Source organism: Acidaminococcus hominis, assembly GCF_022484025.1.
In the GTDB taxonomy this organism is placed as follows: Bacteria; Bacillota; Negativicutes; order Acidaminococcales; family Acidaminococcaceae; genus Acidaminococcus; species Acidaminococcus hominis.
In genome coordinates this window covers 288357-304238 of the sequence record NZ_JAKVMG010000001.1, presented here as the reverse complement: position 1 = coordinate 304238, position 15882 = coordinate 288357, and the positions used below count along the sequence as shown (strand labels likewise).

The window sequence follows — 15882 nt, the reverse complement described above, 5'->3', positions numbered from 1 at the left end:
ATTTTGTTCCAGCGATCCTTTGTTTTTGCGTATTGCTCGCAGCATATTATTGTACTCCCGGGAAAGCAGTCACGTACTGGATCCGGATGTCCGGAAAACTGGTAACGAACTGAACGGTAAAATCCTCCCCGTATTCCACAAACTGCCATTCTCCAACTTCCGAAGGAAAATGGTCCACTACTTTTACTTTCAGGTCCGGGAAACTGGTAACCACCTGGACTTTTACATCCGGGTTGTATTCCACAATCCGCACCTTGCCCATCAGTTTAATGCCATTGAAATAGCCGCCTGCATTAATGGGTGACGATGCCAGCGCAGAAGCAAAAGGCACCAGCACCAGCAAAAGAATCAGCCAAACACGCCCCAAGGTTTTCTTCACGGTACATCCCTCCCTTTCCTCTATTATAACAGAATTCCTGTATTTTTTCAGTTAGGGGAGTCGGGAAAATCCGTGGGAAAGTCTTTATGCCGGTGGGCAATGGGAATCCAGGCCCGCTGGGGCTTAAACAGGGAATATACAGCCACCAGGCTGATCAAAAGGCAGTACAGCCCGCTGGTCAGAATCCCCGGCAGCATCTTGGTCAGGCTCAGCCCACCCTTTGCTGCAGAGTAGGTGCCAATGCCCAGGCTCAGCAGGTAGAGAAAAATCCACCACAGTACGTCCTTGGGAGCAAACAGCGGCAGCCCCGAAACAGCGTTGTACAGCAGCCAAAACACATTGGAAATGAAATAGAAGCCGAACACCGTGCACATCAGCATGGGCACAAAGTTATCAATCAGCCGGGCATCCGGTTTGGCCCGAAAATGCCGGAACCAGACAGTACGATAGTGCTGGGCAATCTCAAAATTTCCCGTGCACCACCGGCGCAGCTGCTTGATCATGGTGCCAAAGCCTGTAGGCTGCTCGTCATAGAACCGGGCCTCCTCCTGATAATCGGAAAAAACGCCCTTAAAGTTCTGCTGCATGGAAAATTCCATGTCCTCGGTAATGGTCACCGTATGCCACCCCTCCGGCTCCAACAGGGACAGGTCAAAGCCAAACCCCGTACCGGAAATAATGGCGGATAGGTTCATGCTGTGGTGGGGCTTGCAAAGCAGGTTATCCACCGTCAGCCAGTACATGCTGTACCATTCACTGATGATATTATCATAGGGATTGAGCGGGAGCCGGTTGCCCATAATCAGGCGGCCGCCCCGGTCAAAGCTCTGGTTCAAGGCGGACAAAAAGCCCGTATCCGCCACATTATCCGCATCAAAAATAACCATATGGGTAAAACGCCCGGGATTTTTCTCCAGGATCAGCGGAATGCCCCAGGTGAGTACGGCGCCCTTCCCCGTCCGGGGGCCGCTGCTCCGTTCATACACTGTCACCTGTTCAAAGGTCCGGCCCACCGCTGCGGTGCGGTCAGAACAATGATCCGCCAGCAAAAACACGTGGAATTTATCCCGGGGATAATCCTGCTCCGCCAAACTCTGGAGCAGTTTCCCCACCACTGCTTCCTCATTATGTGCGCAGACAACTACTGCCATAGAGCAATAGGCTCCGCTTCCTGGTTTGTCTTTTTTGGGGTGCAGCAGGCCCATGAGGGTGGTGCCTGCAACCCAGAGAAAGGTAATCAGCAGCAGAAGCTGCACAAGTAAGGTGATCGTGTACATGGTAACCATCCTTTTAGAAACCGGTCATGACCAATAGCAGGAGGGCAAAAACCCCCATGGTATATTCCACCACCTTGGAATGGAATTCCGGCGGCACCATCAGTGCCAGGCCTGCTGCCAGAAACAACCCGGTAAGAGTAATCCGCAGCATAGCCACCGCCATATTCCGGGTAGTGGTTTTCTTATCTTCCAGGCGTCGCCACAGGGCTTCGCCCTTTCCTGCAAAGAAATAGGCCGAGGCCTTTCTGTACAGGAGGAAACCGCCTGCCAGGGTAAAAAGCAAGGTAGGCAGCAGAATTTTGAAAAAGGAGGCTGAAAAAGGAACCACTTGGTAGATTTCCGCACCCACCGCCGGATAAACCGCCATGGGAGCCACGGCCAAAAGGCCCAAAATCACAAACATGGTAACGGTCCGCTGGTCATACAGTGCCAGCCGGGGTTCCTGGGGACTTTTCATTCCCTGCCAGACCCGGAAGGGCAGATAAGCAGAAATCAGGGCTGCCAGAAATTCCAAAGGAATCTGGTTTAGATTGGCTCCCACAAGAAAAAGCGCCAGGGCACTGCCAAAGGCTGCACTAATAGCGCCCAGCCGGCCAAAAATCAGGCCGTAGGGCAGCGACAGCATGGCTTCCAGCCGCAGCCCGGACACCTGGGGCACCACCCTTACCGCACTGGAGATCAGTGTAAATACTGCATAAAGAAGAACCAGGCAGCAGCCTGTTTTCAATCGTTTCTGCATGAAAATCCCTGCTTTCCGTCTGATTCAGAATTTGTCGTTTTTTGGGCCCTGGCCCGGAGTTCCTGTTTCAGGGCGCCAATGGTTTTGTGCAGCACCGGGTGCACCACGTCCCCGGCAATATCCGCTAAAGGATCCAGCACAAAAGCCCGGTTCTGCATATCCGGGTGGGGCAGCACCAGGTCATCCGAATGGACCACTTCCTGGTCAAAAAGCAGCAGATCCAGGTCAATGTTCCTCTCCCCCCAGTGCCGCTTCCGCTCCCGGCCCATATCCAGCTCAATGGAGAGCAGGGTGTGAAGCAAGGCCTCACAATCCCCCTGCCACTCCACCTTGGCGGCTCCGTTTAAGAATACCGGCTGGTCCGTTACCCCGTAGGGCTCCGTCTGGTAAAAAGGAGAAACGGCCAAGACCTTGATGCCCTGCTCTTCCATCCGCCGGAGCGCTTCCCGCAGGTTTCCTTCCTTGTCCCCCAGGTTGCTGCCCAGGGCCACGTAGGCTATTGACATGCGCGAATCGCCTCCAGCATCCGGATCAGCCGGACATTTTCTTTCACATCGTGGACCCGCACCAGGTTGGTACCGGCGTACACGGCCGCAGCCGTTACCGCCAGGGTCCCTTCCAGCCGTTCTTCTGCCGGCAGGTCTCCCAGTGCCTTGCCGATAAAGCCCTTCCGGGAGGCGGCCACCAGCACCGGCAGGCCGTGACCCGTCAGTTCTTCCAGGGAATTGCACACTTCCAGGGATTGGGGGGGATTCTTGGCAAAGCCCAGACCCGAGTCCAGAATGACTTTATCCCGGCCCAAACCGGCTTCGGCGCAGACCTTGGCCCGTTCCAGCAGGTACTGGGTCACATCGGAAGTGATATTTTCGTAGACTTTGTTGCTTTGGAGCACCATGGTCTTGGGGGTGCCCCGCATATGCATAAGAATCAGCGGGGCCTTGGCAGCCGCTGCCACCTCCACCATAGCAGGGTCTCCAGTGCCGGCGGTCACGTCGTTAATCATATCCGCACCAGCTTCCAGGGCCGCCTTGGCCGTGGGCGCATGGTAGGTATCCACGCTGAGAATGGCCCCGGGATAGGCTTTCCGCAGCTGGCCAAGGGCCGTGGTCACCCGGCGGATTTCCTCCTCCGGGGGCACGGTTTCCGCCCCAGGCCGGGTGGATTCCCCGCCGATATCCAAAATATCCGCTCCGTCCTCCAGCATTTTGCCGGCCGTGTGAAGCAGGGTTTCCTCCTGGATTACCCGGGACCCGGCATAAAAGGAGTCAGGGGTTACGTTGAGAATCCCCATCACCCGCATTTTTTCGTAGGTCAGCTGCCGGCCGTCCGCCAAGGTGGTCACAAGCGGCGTTTCGTCCAAATAGGCTTTCAGGTCAGCAATAACCTCTGCAAAGCCAAACCAGGCCCGCATGGTTTCCAGTTTTTCCACCAGATGGCGGTACTGGTTCTTATTGCCCAGGAGCAGCACATCCCCCACGGGCACGCTGCAATTGATGGCCCCCTTTACGGTGACGCATTCGCAGCCCATGGACAGCATTTCCTGCTTGATAATATTGGCCGCCGGGGACTTTACCTGGAACAATTTCACTGGGCAAAGCTCCGCCTTGGGGGCCATAATCTGGATGCCCACTGGGTGGACAGCCATTTTCTCCATTTCGTGGAGCACCAGCCGGGAAGGCACAGGAATAAACATATTATTCCTCCCCCTTCTCCACGGTGGCAAAGGCGTTGTGGTTGTGAATGCTTTCCTGGCTTTCCACGGTGACGCTGTACCAGTCAATCCGGCTGTCGGCGTTCAGCTGCAGGGCAATATCCCGCACTGCATCTTCCACAAAGCGGGGATTTTCGTAGGCTTCTTCCGTAACAAATTTTTCGTCCGGCCGCTTCAGCAGGGAGAACAACGGCGAAGAAGCGCCTTTTTCTGCCATTTCCACCAATTCTTCAATCCAGATGGGTTTTTGGCTCCGGACCGTCATTCTGGCCCAGGCCCGCTGGTTGTGGGCGCCGTATTTGCTGATTTCCTTGGAGCAGGGGCACAGGGTGTGCACGGGCACATCCACGCCCAGGTCCAGGACGAATTTTTCGCCTTTTTCCGCCCGGAAATGGCATTCCACGTCCAGGTAGCTTTCAATGCCGCTGACCGGGGCCTTTTTCGTTACAAAGTACGGGAAATCCAGCTTCACCATGGCGGAGCGGGCTCCCAATTTCTCTTTCAGGTTATCCAGGAATTTCTCCAGGTCGCTGGGACGCACGCCCCCCAGCTCCTTCAGGCATTCCACAAACCGGCTCATATGGGTGCCCCGCTGTTCCTTAGGCAGATCTACGGACAGCTGCACCACGGCCACGGAGTGCTGCTCGCCCCGTTTGGGGTCCTTCAGCACCAGGGGCCACTTCAGGTCTTTGATTCCCACGTGTTTCAGGGGAATATGACGCACATCCTGCTGTGCCTGTACATCTTTTAACATGTTTCACCTCTGTAGACTATACCGCTGGTTTTGGTTTCCCAAACTTCCACTTCTGCCAAATGGTAGTTGGGGCCCGTCAGAGGCTTCTCCAGCTGCTGCCAAACCCATACCGAAATATGTTCGGCGGAAGGCTGGGGCAGCAGGTCGTTCAGGCAGGTGTGGTCCAGTTTGTCCACCACCAGTTCCTTGACCGTTCTCTTAAACTGGACGAAATCCAGGACCATGCCTTCCTGATCCGGGGTGCCTTCTACTTTTACCACCAGCTTATACGTATGTCCGTGAAGATGCTCGCACTTACCATGATAATTGGGCAGATAATGGGCTGCGTCAAACTCAAATTCTTTTATGCAAATCATATGGTTCCCTCCTGAAGGTCAAAATCATTTTGGCGTAAGGCTTCATACAAAACGACGGCCACGGAGTTGGCCAGATTCAGGGAGCGGGCTTCACTCACCATAGGAATCCGGACGCACTCACTTGCATGGGCTTCACGGAAGCTTTTCGGCAGACCTGCGGACTCTTTTCCAAAAATCAGCAGGGAATCCGGAGCGTAATGGACCCTGGTATAGGACTGATGGGCATGGGTGGTCAGTAAAAAGCGGGGGCTGTCAGGATAGGCTGCCAACACCTCCTCCACGCTGTCGTAGTAGTGGATGTCCACCAGATGCCAATAATCCAGTCCTGCCCGTTTCAAGTACTTATCGTCCACGGAGAACCCCAAAGGGCGCACCAGATGCAGGGAGGCCCCTGTAGCGGCGCACAGCCGGGCGATGTTGCCCGTATTGCCCGGGATTTCCGGTTCTACCAGAACAATATGCATAGGCAATTTGCTCACCTCGTTTCCTTGGGCCAGTCAGCACCAGAGACGGTAATCAAGGATTTCATCTGTTCGTGGATGTTCATGATTTTCTCTGCATAATTGCTGCCTGTAGCCCATTTTCCATTTAGCTGGGACCAGCGATCGAAAAACCCGTTTCGTACCTTACCATCATAAACCAACTGATAGCGTGGGTCAACAATGGGCGTGGAAGGTTTCCGGCTGGTGCTGTAGGCCATCAAATGCTGGATGTGGGCCCGCACCCCCAGGTCCGGGGTAGCAAAATAGGCGCCCCGCACCTGGCTGCTGGTGGTTCCCAGGCCGCAGAAGTTATTCTGGGCCGGCACCACCGTGCCTCCAAAGTGGAAGAAACCTGTTTCCAAAAGTGCTTGGCAGAAGGCCAAATCCCAACGGATGCCCTCTTTTCCTGCCTCATTGTAATACATTTCCACCAGTTGTTCCGGGGTAGCCTTAATGGGCAGCCGGTTATTGTACAGCTTCAGCAAAGCCACAGCCTGGTCCCGGGTGGCTTCTGCCTCCCCGGCAATGGTCACCTGGTCATAGTCCTTGGGAATGTTCCACAGCTGGGATTTGGTCATCACCCGGTTGAGAATCAGCTGCAGGCTGGGGTCCTTTACCGCCCGGTCCTTAAAGGAACGCTGGCGGCTTTCTTCAAAATTGATGGGCTCGGTCAGAACCAGCTTTTTGCCCTCAATTTCCAGGGACGGCCGCAGGGTAAGTCCAGCCAGCTCGGAAGCGCTGAAATGGCCCGGATTCACCGGGGTGTTGTCCTCAGCCTGTGTTTCAGCCTCTGCCGCTTGGTTCCGCGGAGAAGTTTTGGCTTCCTTTTGGGGCTTTTCCGGTTTTTGCCGTTTGGCCTCTTTAGCCGATTTCGTTTCCTTTTGGGAAGCGTCCTCTTTAGGCGTTTCTTTTTTTACCGCTGTTTTATTTTTTTCTTCCTCAGGCTGCTGTTTCTCCTCTGCCTGGGTTTGGGGCTTATCCCCCCGGCGCTTTGCCCGGATTTCCTCGCTTTTTAGGGCAAAATCCTCTTTCCGGGCGTTGGCAATCGCCTGCACCCGTTCCTTAAAAGACAGCTGCTTTGTTTCTTCTGCAGCCTGTACCGGCCGGCTTAGGGGCAAAACGCCCAGCACCATAGCCGCAAGACCGATTTGCACCGCTTGTTTCAGCTTATATTTGTTCACGCAGGATTTCCTTTCTCTAACAATGATATTAGACCTTCTTCTTTTGGGGAAACAGCCACAGGCTCAGGAGCATTACCACCGCAGCCGTAAGAATTCCCAGGGAAGTGGCATTCAAGATACCAAAGCCCTTGCCCCCATGAAACAGCTGGAGTCCCAGTACCAGGGCCACCCCAAGGCCTGCGGACAGGAAAGCGCCCTTGGTGGAAGCCCGTTGGGTAAACAGGCCAAACAGGAAGGGGGCTGCCAGGCTTACAGTCATTAGGCTATAGAAAATAGCCAGAGCCGTAATGATGTTGGCCATAAAGAGAGCCACAAAAATTCCCACAATGCCGCAGAGCACGGAGATTTTCCGGCTGACGCTAAGCAGCTGCTGGTCGGTAGCCTGGGGCCGGAAGAAGGTCTTGTACAGGTCCTTGCTTAAAGACGTGGCCAGCATATACAGCACCGTGTCGCAGGTGCTGACTTCTGCGGCAAAAATAGCCGACAGGGCCAGGGCCGAAATGCCAAAGGGCAGCATTTCCTTCATAACCTTGGGCAAAGCCAGTTCCTGGTTGCCCAAATTGGGGAACGCCGCATAGGCGCACATCCCAATCAGCATGGGCAGGAAAGCAAAAAGCAGCTGGACAATGCCGTTCAGCAGCGTGCCCACCTTTACGGCGTGTTCGTCCCTAGCACTGTACACCTTGCCAATAAGGCCCGGAGAAATACAGAAGGCCGGGGTCAGCATCAAAAAGTATCCCAAAATGGCCTGGTTCCCCATCCCGTTCCAGCTAAAGTAGGAGGCCGTTTTGGCCGCACTGCCGGTATTTTGGCTGACGGCCTGGACCAGGCCCTGCCAGCCCCCTACGTAAGCCAGGGCATAGGGTACCGCAATGCAGAAGCCCAAAAGGATTACCGCCAGCTCAATGATATTCACGATGGCTGCGGATTTCAGGCCTCCGGCGGAGAAGTACAGGGTCACCACCACGGACGCGATGATAATACCCAGGGTCCGGTCCACGCCGGCTGCCACGTTGAGAATCCAGGCGATGCCCAGCAGCTGGCCGGAAAACAGGGCCAGGGTGCCAATGGCCATCAGGGTGGAGGTTACCCCCCGGAAAGCCGGAGAATACCGCAGGTCCAGGTAATCCCCCATGGTAAACAGATTGTGCTTTTTGGCCTGCCGCCACACCGCAGGGCCCACCACGTAGGCCAGAATCAGGGACCCCAGGCCGCTGCAGCCAATCCACCACCAGCTGGAGGCGCCAAAATGGTAAGCCAGGCCCGTCACCCCTACGGTGGAACCGGCGCCAATATTGGCCGCAATCAGCGTAGTAAAAAGCAGCCCGGAGCCAAAGTTTCGGCCGCCTACAAAAAAGTCGGAAGCACCTTTTACGTGCTTGCCAATCCAATACCCCAACAAAATCAATAGTGCAGCATACCCAACGATTACTGCCAAATACCAATTCACTGTAGCCACCTCACCAAATTCTGGAATATTCCCAGTCCATCTTTCACAGCTTCAAAATTCAACAAACTTCATTGTACTTTACTTGCCGGAAGTTGTAAAGAAAGGTTACCCAGCGAAAGCCAGTTTTCCCGGCAAAATTCGAATATTTTTCAGAAATTTTGATTTTTCCCCGCACGGGACTAGTTGTCAAAACGCACACTTTGGTTGATAATAAAGAAGACGAATACTTTAAAGGAGGCAAATTTTATGCTGCAATTTCATTATATCCACCATTCCTGCTTTACCCTGTCCGATGGTACCACCACCCTGCTGTTCGACCCCTATCTGGAAGGCAACCCCGAAGGCCTGACCCCCAAGGACATCAAGGCTGACTACATTCTAGTAAGCCACGCCCACGGGGACCATCTGGGCTCCGCCTACGAAATCGCCAAGAACAAAGATGCCCTGATTATCTCCACCGCTGAAATCGCCCACGCTGCGGCGGACCAGGGCTGCCGTTCCCACGGTATGCATATTGGCGGCACTCATGAATTTCCTTTTGGCCACGTACGGATTACCTCTGCTTTCCACGGCAGCGGCATTGCCGGCGGCCACGCTGCGGGCTTTATCGTCACCTTCGGCGGCAAGACCGTCTACTTTGCCGGAGATACCGGGGTCTTCTCCGATATGCAGCTGCTGGCCCGGCTGGAGCAAATCGACTACGCCCTGCTGCCCATCGGTGACAATTTCACCATGGGACCCCGAGATGCCCGGGTAGCTGCCCAGTTCCTGGAAGTCCCCTATGTCATTCCCATCCACTATAACACCTGGCCCCTGATTGCCCAGGACCCTGAAAAGTTCAAGAAATCCGTAGAACTGAAGACCGAAGGCAAAACCCAGGTCATCATTGTTCCCTTTGGCACCACCCGGGAACTGGACTAAGAAAACAGGAACCATACAAAGCTAAACATTCAAAAAAAACGACCTGCGAATCAACCTGATTCGCAAGTCGTTTTTTTATGGCACTTTAGGCTTTGGTGCAAAAATACTGATAGGGACAATAGGAGCAGGCCTCGGTCCGCACCGGGAACGCCGTCTCCTCATCCCATTCACTGAGGTTCTTCAGGAGAGCCCGAAGTTTTTCCGTCTCGGCTTCCCTATCCTTCAATTCCCAAATACTGTTGTTTTGGAGAAAATGGAGCTGGGCCCAGGCCACGGTATAACCTTTGTACAGGGTTTCTGCCGCCAGGGCGTAGATGGCCAGCTGACGGGTATACCCCTGCCGTTCCTCCCCGTCCACTGGGGGATGGCCGGTCTTGTAGTCCACAATCCCCAGCTTTTGGTCCGGCAGGAATACCAGCTTGTCGATGCTTCCCTGGAACCAGATTTCTGTCTGCCCCAGCGTAAACAGGTTCAGGTCGAAATCCCGTTCTGCCTGAGCTTCATAACCTTCCAGATTGGTATACAGCGGACTGGCGCAGTAGCTGCCAAGCAGTGCTCCTCCGTCTTCCCGCATATACCGGCGCTTTTCTTCCGACCAGTTCTCGTTTTCTGCCAGAGCCAGTTCCAAAGCTTCTTCCTGGGGCAGGGTATTCATCAGCTGGAGCACCCGGTGGACAAAGGTCCCCAGATCCATGGCGGACACCCGGTGCTTGCCGGTTCCCGTCATTTCCACTTCCACCGGGGGCATATGCCGCTGGTAGTGATAGTAATAGCTTCTGGGACAGGTATCATACTCCAAAAGGGCCGAAGCACTGAGCCGCAGGGCCTTGGGAAAGGCCACCGGGGCAGCCTGCTGGTAAACCTTGGCGGGCACCTGAGGCGCAGAATGCGGCACCTGCCGCTTTGCCAAAATGCCTTCCTCCGTGAGGATACCCACGGACTCCACCGGGCATTCATCATAGGCGACCTTGCCGGCTGCAGGCCCCTGGGGGCCAAATACCCGGAGTAGGGCACTTCCCCATTTTTCCTGGGTGGCTTCCTTTACAGGCTTTTTCTTTATTTCTTCAATACTTACCATATACAGGTATTTTTCTGCCCGGGTCATGGCCACATACAGCTGGCGTTTCTTTTCATTGAATTCCAGGGCTGATTTTTCCCTGCTCAGCAGGGTATAGATACCGGTATTCTCCAGCACTCCTTCTGCATTGGGTACCCGCACCCCAAAGGCCGCCTGGGGAATGAACTGGATTCCCAGCTTATCTGCCGGTGCATTCTGATCCAGGTCCGGCAGGATAACCGCCGGGAATTCCAGGCCTTTGGACTTGTGTATGGTCATAATCTTCACGGCCTCCGGATCCGCTTCCTGGTTGGCATCACTTTCCCGTGCCCCCAGCGCCCGCATCAGCTGCAGCCGCTGGAGGAAATCCTGGACACTGCTGCCCTGGTTCATGGCTGCTTCCGTGCCCAGGGTCCGCAGCTTACGGTAGTTGGCCAGCTTTTCCCGGCCCCCCCGCTGGGAAAGCAGCAGGGGTTCCGCCTGAAACTCCTGATTCAGGCAGTCAAAGAATTCCGGCAGGGACTGGTACAGCGCCATTTGCCGCAGGGTGTGCAAGCTAGCGGCCAGTTTTACCTGCCGGGGTTCCAGGGCTTGCTGGAGAGCTTCCCACAGGGTTAACTCCGGGTAATCCTTTACCAGTTCCCCGATTTCCGGGTCGGACAAGCCGCCCCAGGGGGAACGCAGGAATCCCGCCAGGGCCCAGTCCTTCCGAGGATTGAGCAGACAGGTCAGCAAATTGATGACGTCCACAATTTCCTGCCGGTCGTAGAAGCCCTTGCCGTCGCTGACCTGGCTTTTGATACCCAGAGCATCCAGCGCTTCTTCATACTGCCGGGACAAACGGATTGCCGGCAGCAAAATGGCCACGTCCCCATACTTTAATTCCGGGTGGGAAGCCACCAGCTCCTGGATGGCGGCTGCCACCCACTGGGCTTTGACCCGCTGGGCAGCCCCCTTGTCCGTTTCGGATTGCTTCTTCAGTACCATAAAGCGGGGCAGCTCTGTAGGAGCCTGGTGGGGCGTCAGGGACTGGGCCTGGACGTCCGCCGTCTCGTCGGTACCCAAAAGGTCCTCAAACAACACATTGCAGGCTTGGATAATCTCTGGAGCTGAACGGAAATTGTCGTCCATAATGATGTCTTTGCCGCCGGAAGCCACAATGGCATCCCGCACCTGCTTAAAGACGCTGACATCGGCACCCCGGAACCGGTAGATGGACTGCTTGGCATCCCCTACCACAAACAGATTGTTTCCCCGCAGCACCTTGGCGTCCCCACCGGACACCAGGTAAACCAGACGCTTTTGTTCCTCGTTGGTATCCTGGAACTCGTCCACCATCAGAAACTTGAATTTATTCCGGTAGGTGCGCAATAGTTCCGGATCTGTGCCCAGCAGCTTCACTGCCTTGGCGGAAATATAGGAAAAGCTGTACATCTCCTGCTGCTCCGCTGCAGTAAACAGGTACTGGTCCAGCCGCTCCAGTACGGTCTGCCACTGGGCCGCTTGGGCAAGGCCCGCCCGGTTCAGGTCCAGGTCCAACAGGGTACTCACCGTCTCTTTCAGCTTTGCGGCAAAGTCTTTGATTGCGCCTGCCGCCCGAAGACCTCCCACAGCCTCTGCCAGCGTTTCGTAATCGCCTTTGGCAATGGCCTCATGAAGGGAGTCCCGCTGTTCTTCCAGCCGCAGGATAAGTTCCTTGCCCTTGGGGCCTGCTGTGTCCTTGACGGCAATAAGGTCGTCCAAGGCAGACTCCGCCTCAAGCTTCAGGTCTTCTTCCTTGTCCAATTCTTCCTGATAGGGCCGGGACAGGTCTCCCAGCGCCAGAATATCCGGCAGCGCGTCAATCAGCAGCACCAGCATTTCTTCCAGCCGCCGGGGACCATATATATCCAATAGGCCGAAAAAGTCTTCGTTTTCCCCTTTCAGCTCCTGATCCATAAAGGTATGGACGGCCTCTTGCCTAAAATCTGCAATTTCATATTCTTCCCGCACGGCAAAGCCAGGGTCCATTCCCGCTTCCACCGGATTTTCCCGGATAATCCGGGCACAGAAACTGTCGATGGTGGTAATGGACGCATGGTCCAGCTGATTCAGCTGCTCCTGCCAGTACTGCTGCCGCTGGGGGTCTGTGGCTTCCGCCAACCGGTCCAAAATTCCCTTCTGTACCCGCTCCCGCATTTCCCGGGCGGCCTTCCGGGTAAATGTAATGGCCAAAATTTCCTGGGCAGAGGCTTTCTCCTCCTCCAATATTTTCAAAAACCGTTCCACCAGCACCCGGGTCTTTCCGGAGCCGGCCCCGGCAGAAACGGATACGTTCCGGTCCAGGGTGGAAATGGCTTCCTGTTGTTGTCTGGTAAAATCTGCCATGGTTTTCACTCCTGTTCCTGTTCACTGCTTTTGGGATTTTCCGAAATCCGGCACACATCCTTGGCCGGACAATAGGGCGGACAGCTGCCGTAAGGGGCTGCCGGGAAAGCTCCCTGCCGCAGGGCCCGCACAGCCTTGTCGATTTCTGCAAAAGCCTTTTCCATACTTTCCTCCAGCTTGGGAGCCCGGGACCTGGCCAGATAGTCCAGGTACTTCTTGGCCTCTGGCGACCAGGTTCCCCCTTCCCGCTTGCCGGAACGCAGGGAGCAGTAGCCCCCGCCCAAAATATTCTGCGGGTCAACAGGCCCCAGTTCCATCAGGGCTCTTGCATAGAGGGGCAGCTGAACGGCTTTCCCGTCCTTGATCTGGCTCCCGCTGGGGTGCTGCCCGGTTTTATAGTCCAAAATGGCGTAAGTTGTTCCGTTGGTATCAATCCGGTCAACCTGGCCGGAAAAGTATACGGGCTTGTCGTCCACATACCGGCACAGGGCACGCCAAGGGCTGTCCTTGCGGCCGAAACTCCATTCCAGCTTGGAAGGCAGCAGGCTGCTGGTTTGCTCGTATTCACATTCCTGCTTCAGCCAGTTGCTCAGCCAGCTGCCATAGACCTTGCGCAAATGGGGCAGTAGACTGGATTGGGAAATCTTGCCGCTTTGCACCAGCGCCTCAAATTGGTCCGCAAAAACCTGCTGCAGTTCGTCCCGCAGCTGGGGCAGGTCGCTGAAGCTCAGGGCCTTGCTCAGATGCCGACTCAAGAACTCCGCCAGTACCGCATGGAGCAGGCTTCCCACCACATCAGGACCGGGGTAGCCCGTCTGTTCCTCCCAGGGTTCCATTTTCCACACATTGCCAAACAGATAGGCAAAGGGACACTGAAGATACACATCAAGCCCCGAAGCGCTGAGCCGCAGGGGCTCCTTCAAGATTCCCGGCACCGTGCCGTTCCAGGGACTTTCCGGGTCCTCCCAGCGTTTTTTCCCGGTGGCCGCCCGCTGGGCATAATCGCTGCCCAGCCGCTTAGCCAAAAAGGCCTGTTCCTTGAGAGCCAAAGCTTCCTGCTGCATCAGCAGCTGTTCCAGCAGGGCCTCGCTGGCGCAATTGTCCAGACTGTCGTAAAAAGTCTGGGGCACCAGGGAGCCTTCGGCGTACAAATTTAGCAGTTCCTGGATATAGGGAGAGGGACCCCCTTCCTCGTCCCGGTACCAGCTCAGATACAGGTCCTGGGCAGCAATAGCAGCCGCTGAGGCAAAGAAGAACCGGTCCGCTTCCAGGCTGCGGCCGGACACCGCCAGTTCCACCCCCAGGCCGTTGAGTTCCGTGCGTTCCCCGTCGTTGTACAGCCAGCTTTCCCGCTTTACGGAAGGAAAGAGCCCGTCCCGCAGGCCCATAATGAACACATAGGGATAGGAAACCCCCTGAATATCCCCGGCTTCCATGACGCTAATGCCCTGAGGATTGCCTTCCTTGAGAATCAGGGTGGCTCCCTTTAGGGAATCCTGCCAGAATTCCAGAAGCTGGGCTGGGGTTACGGCGGCAGCCTTTTGACCGCAGTCTTCCCAGGTCCGCTCCAGCATTTCAAAGGTATGCTTCACCAGCTCCACGGCATTTCCCATCAGCTTTACCTGGGCCAGATCCACTTTGCCAGCCTGGTGCAGGCTTCCCCACCGGCCCATCAGGTTCCACCGGTCCAGCAGGTCCTGCATGCCCTCCTGCCATTCTTTGGCCGTATGGTCTGCCTGGAAAAAAGCCAGGTCCGTCCAAAACTCATCATTAATCCGCCGTTCCCGCTTTACATGGGAACGCAGTGCCCCAGCCCGTTCAAAATACAGCTGGGTATAGTCCTGCTCCAGGGCATCCCGCTGGCAGTCCCACAATAGAGGCAGCAGGGTGCAGCGAAACAGGTTCTGCCAGGCTCCCAGGTCCTGAGGTTGGCTGACAGCCTGGAGCAGCTTGGTAATCAGGTCCGGCAGGGGTTGGCTGGCCGCGCCAGTAACCGTAGGCATGGTGGTTTCCAGGCCGTACAGGGCAAAGGCCCGGGCAAGGCCGGGATAATCACTGGTGCTCCGCATCAGGAGCAGGATATCCTGGGGCGCTGTGCCGGACTGAAGTTTTTTCTTGATTTGGGTCAGCACCAGGCGCATTTCCTGCTCTGGAGTCCCTGCCTCTGCCAAATGGATATGCTCTGCTTCCGGCCGGGAGTAGTCGCTGCCCCGCCAGTTCTGGGCAAAAAAGTCCAAATCCGCTGGCCGCTGAATTTGGGGGGCTTCCTTTAGGTCTGCAAAACCTGCTCCCACCAGCTGGGCATGGATATTTTCCGTTACGGCGCTGAGTTCGGGCCGGGAAGGGTCATAAAAGAGCCCTATTTCCACGTCACACAAATCTCCCAACGCTTCAACCAGTTCCAATTGCACAGAGGAAAGCTGGTTGAATTCGCTGATATAGCATTTCTGCCAGGGCACCGTACCTCCCTGCTGCAAAGCTTCTACCGCCAATTGGTAACGGCCGGACAGGTCGGTAACCTGCTGCTCCCGGAGCTTGTTCACAAAAAGCAGGTAGATCAAAGCCATTTCCCGGTCCTTTTTGCCCAGTTTTCCAGGCCGTCCCCAGCTGACCAGAATCTGGTTAAACTGTTCCGGGGCCAGGCTGTTTTGGGCAAATTCGTTGAACAGATTCAAAAGACTGTCCAAAAAGCCTTTTTTCTTCACCAGCTGGGCAAAATAGGACACCTGTCCCCCTTCTACCGCCACTGCCAGGGCTTCTTCCAGAATTTTCTTCTGGGCCTGCCGGGAAATGCGGCGCAGAGGAGTTCCTTGGGTATTTTCTTTCAAGATTTCTCCGGCCAGGGCATCCAGGGACAGGGTTTTCACCACACCCCGGGCCTTTACCAGATGCTCCAAAATCCGGTTGGGCACTAAATACAGTACCTCCCCATAGGGATATTGGGCGGCGTCCGCCAAAAACTGTTCCCGCAGGGTTTCCCCCAGGGACAGCGAATACAAGCGTTTGGTCATAACATTTTCCTTTCTGCTTGAGTGCAAATAAATTCAGATACAGCAGGATCATCAGGTTTCCGTTCTATTGTACCCAAATTAGCCTAGGGGAACAAGTCCGGGGGCAGAATTGTACGTATTGTGTTAACCTCTATTTACGAGGAGTTTACTATTTTGCTATAATCATTCTAAAATTCTCATCAATCAATCTATTTTTA

At 55.4% G+C, this 15882-nt stretch carries 13 protein-coding genes; 1 reads left to right on the top strand and 12 read right to left on the bottom strand.

Annotated elements, in window-relative coordinates:
- Positions 1-46: 46 nt before the first annotated feature.
- The 10 genes from LKE88_RS01455 to LKE88_RS01410 are packed head-to-tail and all read right to left on the bottom strand — an operon-like array spanning position 47 to position 8329.
- Positions 47-379, bottom strand: coding sequence for a 7(1) septoil knot domain-containing protein (locus tag LKE88_RS01455; protein ID WP_105325645.1), 333 nt, complete (start codon positions 377-379; stop codon positions 47-49).
- Positions 380-426: 47 nt separating this feature from the next.
- Entirely contained in the window at positions 427-1656 is a 1230-nt protein-coding gene (locus LKE88_RS01450) for a glycosyltransferase family 2 protein (RefSeq protein ID WP_105325646.1), read from the bottom strand.
- A gap of 13 nt (positions 1657-1669) precedes the next feature.
- Positions 1670-2395: a hypothetical protein gene (locus tag LKE88_RS01445; RefSeq protein ID WP_105325647.1), complete on the bottom strand. Its 726-nt coding sequence runs from the start codon at positions 2393-2395 to the stop codon at positions 1670-1672.
- Positions 2380-2901, bottom strand: a complete 522-nt coding sequence (folK, locus tag LKE88_RS01440) for a 2-amino-4-hydroxy-6-hydroxymethyldihydropteridine diphosphokinase (protein WP_105325648.1) — start codon at positions 2899-2901, stop codon at positions 2380-2382. Before folK ends, LKE88_RS01445 begins: the two co-directional genes overlap by 16 nt.
- Entirely contained in the window at positions 2892-4088 is a 1197-nt protein-coding gene (gene folP / locus LKE88_RS01435) for a dihydropteroate synthase (RefSeq protein ID WP_105325649.1), read from the bottom strand. The genes folK and folP overlap by 10 nt, the downstream gene beginning before the upstream one ends.
- A 1-nt stretch (position 4089) precedes the next feature.
- A complete protein-coding gene (gene folE2 / locus LKE88_RS01430) occupies positions 4090-4860 on the bottom strand; it encodes a GTP cyclohydrolase FolE2 (protein ID WP_105325650.1) in 771 nt (256 codons plus the stop codon).
- Complete coding sequence (gene queD, locus LKE88_RS01425) at positions 4854-5216, bottom strand: 6-carboxytetrahydropterin synthase QueD (RefSeq protein WP_118286693.1); 363 nt, start codon at positions 5214-5216, stop codon at positions 4854-4856. Before queD ends, folE2 begins: the two co-directional genes overlap by 7 nt.
- Entirely contained in the window at positions 5213-5680 is a 468-nt protein-coding gene (trmL, locus tag LKE88_RS01420) for a tRNA (uridine(34)/cytosine(34)/5-carboxymethylaminomethyluridine(34)-2'-O)-methyltransferase TrmL (RefSeq protein ID WP_105325756.1), read from the bottom strand. The genes queD and trmL overlap by 4 nt, the downstream gene beginning before the upstream one ends.
- 11 nt (positions 5681-5691) lie before the next feature.
- Positions 5692-6879, bottom strand: a complete 1188-nt coding sequence (locus tag LKE88_RS01415; RefSeq protein WP_231085809.1) for a glucosaminidase domain-containing protein — start codon at positions 6877-6879, stop codon at positions 5692-5694.
- A gap of 28 nt (positions 6880-6907) precedes the next feature.
- Positions 6908-8329 carry a sodium:solute symporter family protein gene (locus tag LKE88_RS01410; RefSeq protein ID WP_105325652.1) on the bottom strand — a complete coding sequence of 474 codons (1422 nt, stop codon included), beginning with the start codon at positions 8327-8329 and terminating at the stop codon, positions 6908-6910.
- Positions 8330-8575: 246 nt separating this feature from the next.
- On the opposite strand from LKE88_RS01410, the gene LKE88_RS01405 reads away from it, so the two are divergent.
- A complete protein-coding gene (locus LKE88_RS01405; RefSeq protein ID WP_276802474.1) occupies positions 8576-9250 on the top strand; it encodes a metal-dependent hydrolase in 675 nt (224 codons plus the stop codon).
- Between the two features lie 85 nt (positions 9251-9335).
- Here LKE88_RS01405 and LKE88_RS01400 read toward each other — a convergent pair whose 3' ends face one another.
- Entirely contained in the window at positions 9336-12674 is a 3339-nt protein-coding gene (locus tag LKE88_RS01400) for a UvrD-helicase domain-containing protein (protein WP_276802472.1), read from the bottom strand.
- A 5-nt stretch (positions 12675-12679) separates the two neighbouring features.
- Entirely contained in the window at positions 12680-15685 is a 3006-nt protein-coding gene (locus LKE88_RS01395; protein WP_105325655.1) for a PD-(D/E)XK nuclease family protein, read from the bottom strand.
- Positions 15686-15882 lie beyond the last annotated feature (197 nt).

Excerpts from the sequence above, each read along its gene's own strand:
- trmL (WP_105325756.1), bottom strand. The coding sequence starts at position 5,680 with ATGCATATTGTTCTGGTAGAACCGGAAATCCCGGGCAATACGGGCAAC.
- LKE88_RS01400 (WP_276802472.1), bottom strand. The coding sequence starts at position 12,674 with ATGGCAGATTTTACCAGACAACAACAGGAAGCCATTTCCACCCTGGAC.
- LKE88_RS01450 (WP_105325646.1), bottom strand. The coding sequence starts at position 1,656 with ATGTACACGATCACCTTACTTGTGCAGCTTCTGCTGCTGATTACCTTT.
- LKE88_RS01405 (WP_276802474.1), top strand. The coding sequence starts at position 8,576 with ATGCTGCAATTTCATTATATCCACCATTCCTGCTTTACCCTGTCCGAT.
- queD (WP_118286693.1), bottom strand. The coding sequence starts at position 5,216 with ATGATTTGCATAAAAGAATTTGAGTTTGACGCAGCCCATTATCTGCCC.
- folK (WP_105325648.1), bottom strand. The coding sequence starts at position 2,901 with ATGTCAATAGCCTACGTGGCCCTGGGCAGCAACCTGGGGGACAAGGAA.
- LKE88_RS01395 (WP_105325655.1), bottom strand. The coding sequence starts at position 15,685 with ATGACCAAACGCTTGTATTCGCTGTCCCTGGGGGAAACCCTGCGGGAA.
- LKE88_RS01445 (WP_105325647.1), bottom strand. The coding sequence starts at position 2,395 with ATGCAGAAACGATTGAAAACAGGCTGCTGCCTGGTTCTTCTTTATGCA.
- folP (WP_105325649.1), bottom strand. The coding sequence starts at position 4,088 with ATGTTTATTCCTGTGCCTTCCCGGCTGGTGCTCCACGAAATGGAGAAA.
- folE2 (WP_105325650.1), bottom strand. The coding sequence starts at position 4,860 with ATGTTAAAAGATGTACAGGCACAGCAGGATGTGCGTCATATTCCCCTG.